Source organism: Pseudonocardia pini, assembly GCF_013870575.1.
Taxonomy (GTDB): Bacteria; Actinomycetota; Actinomycetes; order Mycobacteriales; family Pseudonocardiaceae; genus Pseudonocardia; species Pseudonocardia pini.
Genome location: NZ_JACBXB010000345.1, coordinates 1 through 5,637 on the forward strand (window position 1 = coordinate 1; position 5,637 = coordinate 5,637).

The following is a 5,637-nucleotide window of genomic DNA, read 5'->3' on the forward strand; positions in this document are numbered from 1 at the left end:
CCGCCGAGCCGGGACCCGACGAACCGGACGCCGGAGAGCCGGCCGCCGAGGACCCCGGAGCGGACGACTCGGCGGCCGACGGCTCCGCAGACCCGTTGCGCCCGGACCCGTTGCTCACGGACCCGTTCGCGGGCGTGGTGCGGTCCTCCGCGACCTCGGCCGGATCGGCCGGGGCCTCGGCGGCACCGTCTGCGGGCAGCGGGGGCACGGCCGAGCCATCGGTGGCCACCGGCCCCTTCGCACCCGGCGACGTCGACGGGTTCTCTTCGTTCTCGCTCACGAGGTGGAGCTCTCCTCGACGGTCGGCGTGCAGGTCAGGCGGGGACCGGGATCAGCCGGTCACCCCCGGGTCGTCCGTGTCGTCGTCCTCCGCGTTGCGCGCGACCGCCAGCAGCGTCGCGGTCTCGCCGAGGTTCATGAGACGGACTCCCTTGGTCTGCCGGCCTGCCTTCCGCACCTCGCGAGCCGAGGTCCGGATGACGCCGCCGGTGGACGTGATCGCGTACAGCTCGTCGTCGATCCCGACGATGAGTGCACCGACCAGCGTGCCACGCCTGCGGTCGTACTGGAGGGTCAACACTCCCTTACCGCCGCGACCCTGCACCGGGTAGTCCTCGATCGGCGTGCGCTTGGCGTACCCACCGGCCGTGGCGACCAGCACGAACTTGTCCGGCTGGACCACGGCGACGGACAGCAGCTGGTCCCCGCCGTTGAACCGCATGCCCAGCACACCGGACGTGGCGCGGCCCATCGGACGCAGCACCTCGTCGCTCGCGGTGAAGCGGATGGACTGGCCCTCGGCGGACACGAGGAGCAGGTCGTCCTCCGCGCTGCAGAGCACCGCGCCGACGAGCTCGTCCTCGTCCCGCAGGTTGATGCCGATCAGCCCACCGGAGCGGTTGGAGTCGAAGTCCTCGAGGCGGGACTTCTTGACCAGGCCCGCCTTGGTGGCCAGCACCAGGTACGGCGCGGCCTGGTAGTCCTTGATCTGCATGACCTGGGCGATGTGCTCGTCCGGCTGGAAGGCCAGCAGGTTCGCGACGTGCTGGCCGCGGGCGTTGCGGTTCGCCTCCGGCAGCTCGTAGGCCTTGAGCCGGTAGACCCGCCCCTTGTTCGTGAAGAACAGCATCCAGTCGTGCGTGGAGGTCACGAAGAAGTGGGCGACGATGTCGTCCTGCTTCAGCGTGGCGCCCTGCACACCCTTGCCGCCGCGCTTCTGCGCCCGGTACAGGTCGGTCTTGGTGCGCTTCGCGTAGCCGGTCTGCGTGATCGTGACGACCACGTCCTCGACGGCGATGAGGTCCTCGTTGGTGACGTCCCCGTCGTCCGCGACCAGGCGGGTGCGGCGGTCGTCCCCGTGCTTCTCGACGATCTCGGTCAGCTCGTCCTTGACGATCTGCCGCTGCCGCTCGGGGCGGGCGAGGATGTCCTCGTAGTCCGCGATCTCGAGCTCGATCTCGGCCAGCTCGTCGACGATCTTCTGCCGCTCGAGGGCCGCGAGGCGGCGGAGCTGCATGTCCAGGATCGCCTGGGCCTGGATCTCGTCGACCTCGAGGAGCTCGATGAGGCCCTGGCGCGCGACGTCCACCGTCGCCGACGCCCGGATCAGGGCGATGACCTCGTCCAGCGCGTCGAGCGCCTTGACCAGGCCGCGCAGGATGTGGGCCCGCTCCTCGGCCTTGCGCAGCCGGTAGCGCGTCCGCCGGACGATGACCTCGATCTGGTGCCGGATGTAGTTCCGGACGACCTGGTCCAGCCGCAGCGTGCGGGGCACGCCGTCGACGATCGCCAGCATGTTGACGCCGAAGCTGTACTGCAGCTGGCTGTGCTTGTAGAGGTTGTTGAGCACGACCTTGGCCACGGCGTCGCGCTTGAGCGTGAACACGATCCGCATGCCGATGCGGTCCGAGGACTCGTCGTTGATCTCGGAGATCCCGGTCATCTTGCCGTCTCGCACCATGCTCGCGACGGACTCGACGAGGTTGTCCGGGTTGACCTGGTAGGGCAGCTCGGTGACGACGAGGATGGAGCGCCCCTTGGCGTCCTCCTCCACCTCGACGACCGCGCGCATCCGCACCGAGCCGCGGCCCGTGCGGTACGCGGACTCGATGCCGTCCCGGCCCACGATGAGGCCCGCGGTCGGGAAGTCCGGGCCCTTGATGCGCTCCATCAGGGCCTCGAGGAGCTCCTCGTCGGACGCCTCGAAGTTGTCCAGCGCCCAGACGACGCCCGCCCCGACCTCGCGCAGGTTGTGCGGCGGGATGTTCGTGGCCATCCCGACGGCGATGCCCGAGCTGCCGTTGATCAGCAGGTTCGGCACCCGGGCCGGCAGGACGTCCGGCTCCTGGGTCTTGCCGTCGTAGTTGTCCGTGAAGTCGACGGTCTCCTCGTCGATGTCCTGCAACATCGCCATCGCGAGGGGCGTGAGCCTGCACTCCGTGTACCGCATGGCGGCCGCGGGGTCGTTGCCGCGGGACCCGAAGTTGCCCTGGCCGTCGATCAGCGGGTAGCGCTGCGACCAGGGCTGCGCGAGCCGGACGAGCGCGTCGTAGATCGAGCTGTCGCCGTGCGGGTGGTAGTTACCCATCACCTCGCCGACGACGCGGGCGCACTTGACGTAGGAGCGCTCCGGCCGGAAGCCGTTCTCCCCCATCGAGTACAGGACGCGCCGGTGCACCGGCTTGAGCCCGTCCTCGACGAGCGGCAGCGCGCGCCCGACGATGACGCTCATCGCGTAGTCGATGTAGGAGCGCTGCATCTCCTGCTGGATGTCGACCGGCTCGATCCGGTCGCCACCACCCGCGCCGGGGAGTGCGGGATCCAAGGTGTCAGTCACAAGAATTCCTATCTATACGGACGTCTGTATCAGACATCCAGGAAGCGCACGTCCTTGGCGTTACGGGTGATGAAGGAGCGGCGGGACTCGACGTCCTCGCCCATCAGCACCGAGAACAGCTCGTCCGCCGTGGCGGCGTCGTCCAGGGTGACGCGCGAGAGCATCCGGTGGGCCGGGTCCATCGTGGTCTCCCACAGCTCCTTGGCGTTCATCTCGCCGAGGCCCTTGTAGCGCTGGATGCCCTCGTCCTTCGGGAGCTTCTTGCCCGCCTCGCGGCCCGCGGCGATGAGCCCGTCCCGCTCCGCGTCGGAGTAGGCGAACTCCGGCTCGGAGCCGCGACCGCCCCACTTGATCTTGTAGAGCGGCGGGTTCGCCAGGAACACGTGCCCTGCCTCGACCAGCGGCCGCATGAAGCGGAACAGCAGGGTCAGCAGCAGGGTGCGGATGTGCTGGCCGTCGACGTCGGCGTCCGCCATCAGCACGATCTTGTGGTAGCGGAGCTTCTCGAGGTCGAACTCGTCGTGGATGCCGGTGCCCAGCGCCGTGATGATCGCCTGGACCTCGGTGTTCTTGAGGACGCGGTCGATCCGGGCCTTCTCGACGTTGATGATCTTACCGCGGATGGGCAGGATCGCCTGGTACATCGAGTCCCGGCCGGACTTGGCCGAGCCGCCCGCGGAGTCGCCCTCCACGATGTAGACCTCGGACTTGAGCGGGTCCGTGGACCGGCAGTCCGCCAGCTTGCCGGGCAGGCCGCCGATGTCGCCGGCGCTCTTGCGGCGCACCAGCTCGCGGGCCTTGCGCGCGGCCAGCCGCGCCTGCGCCGACGAGACCGCCTTGTTCACGATGATCTTGGCCTCGGCGGGGTTGCGCTCGAACCAGTCCGCCAGCCACTCGTTGCTGATCTTCTGGACGAACGACTTGACCTCGGTGTTGCCGAGCTTGGTCTTCGTCTGGCCCTCGAACTGCGGCTCGGCCACCTTGACGCTGACGATCGCGGCGAGACCCTCGCGGATGTCGTCCCCGGACAGCGCCGGGTCCTTCTCCTTGATCAGCTTCTTGTCCCGCGCGTACTTGTTGACCGTGGTGGTCAGCGCGGAGCGGAAGCCCTCCTCGTGGGTGCCGCCCTCGTGGGTGTTGATCGTGTTGGCGAAGGTGTAGACCGACTCGGAGTAGCCCGAGTTCCACTGCATCGCGACCTCGACCTGGTGGCCGGGGCCCTCGCCGGTGTAGCCGATGACCTTCTTGTGGATCGCGTCCTTGCTGCGGTTGATGAACGCGACGAAGTCCTCGAGGCCGCCCGGGTAGTGGAAGGTCTGCTCCTTGACCTTCGCGACGAAGCCCTCCGCGTCGGGCTCCTCCTCGCTGTCCGACTCCGGGTTGCGCTCGTCTCTCAGGACGATCGTGAGGCCCTTGTTGAGGAAGGCCATCTCCTGCAGCCGACGCTGGATCGTCTCCAGGCTGTAGGTGGTGGTCTCGAAGATCGTGGGGTCCGCCCAGAACGTGATGGACGTGCCGGTGCGCTTCGACGGCTCGCCCTGGTGCAGCACGCCGGGCACCGAGTGGTCGTAGCGCTGGGTCCAGACGAACCCGTCCACGTTGATCTCGACGTCCAGCCTGCTGGACAGCGCGTTCACCACGGAGACGCCGACGCCGTGCAGACCGCCGGAGACGGCGTAGGACTTACCGTCGAACTTGCCGCCCGCGTGGAGCACGGTGAGCACGACCTCGACGGCCGGCTTCTTCTCCACCGGGTGCATGTCGACGGGGATGCCTCGCCCGTCGTCCACCACGCGCACGCCGCCGTCCGCGGTGAGGGTGACCTCGACCTTGGTCGCGTACCCGGCCATCGCCTCGTCGACCGCGTTGTCCACGACCTCCCAGATGAGGTGGTGCAGACCGCGCTCGCCGGTGGAGCCGATGTACATGCCGGGGCGCTTGCGGACGGCTTCGAGGCCCTCGAGGACCTGGATCGACGACGCGCTGTAGCCGCTCTTCTTCTCCGCCACTGGGCTGCCTGCTCCTCGCCACGAGAGCCGGCTCCGCGCCATGCGGGGGGCATGGCCGGTACCGGCAGGGGAACCGACCGGGACGAACCCGGTCGACACACTGCCGTTGATTCTACCGGTCCGCTCCGACAGAAAGGCGGCTAGGACACGTCCAGAATCGTCACAGCCGCGCGATCGGGCCGCGAATCGGGTCCGGACGCCCGAAACGGGGGTCGAACGGCGCTCCCGCGCCGTCACGAGGCGCTCAGCGGCTCCCTGGCGGACGCGAACGGTCACCCGTTGGTGGAGGCGCGGCAGTGGCACGTTTCGTGCAGTCAGCGCGGCAAGATCGCGATCTGGGTGCGGTCAGTGCTGTTCCGACCGCGCTGAGAGCACGGAGATCGCGATCTTGTCGCAGGCTCAGCCGTAGGTGTCGCGCGGGCCGCGACCGCGGACGTGGCGCGGACCGCGGCGCCAGCTCGGGCCCTGCGGACCCGTCACCCGGATCCGGCGCACGATGTCCGGCCCTACCGCCGCGGCCAGCCGCTGCAGCAGCTGACGCTGCAGGGTGCGCAGCTGTGTCGCCCACGCCGTGGACTCGGCCTGCAGGATCAGCTCGCCGTCCCGCAACGAGACCGGCGTGCAGTGGTCGGCGATGTCCGGCCCGACGAGCGTGTTCCACCGGCCCAGCACCGTCGCGTCGGTCAGCCGGGAGGACCAGCCGCGGTCCATCGCCACCCGCGACACCACGCGGCCGAAGGGCTGCGGGTCCCGGTTGTCCGGACCCGGCCCCGACCAGCGCCGCCTGCGCCC

General features: G+C 69.3%; 4 protein-coding genes. All 4 read right to left on the minus strand.

The features are described 5' to 3' along the window. Positions 1-280, minus strand: a 280-nt coding sequence (locus H5J29_RS34385) for a hypothetical protein (protein ID WP_220187627.1), incomplete at its 3' end; no start/stop codon positions are given. Between the two features lie 51 nt (positions 281-331). Then, positions 332-2,836: a DNA gyrase subunit A gene (gene gyrA / locus H5J29_RS19000; RefSeq protein WP_181782345.1), complete on the minus strand. Its 2,505-nt coding sequence runs from the start codon at positions 2,834-2,836 to the stop codon at positions 332-334. A 29-nt stretch (positions 2,837-2,865) separates the two neighbouring features. Continuing rightward, positions 2,866-4,845 carry a DNA topoisomerase (ATP-hydrolyzing) subunit B gene (gene gyrB, locus H5J29_RS19005; protein ID WP_312858307.1) on the minus strand — a complete coding sequence of 660 codons (1,980 nt, stop codon included), beginning with the start codon at positions 4,843-4,845 and terminating at the stop codon, positions 2,866-2,868. A 399-nt stretch (positions 4,846-5,244) separates the two neighbouring features. Further along, a partial coding sequence (locus H5J29_RS19010; protein ID WP_181782349.1) for a DciA family protein occupies positions 5,245-5,637 on the minus strand: 393 nt, incomplete at its 5' end.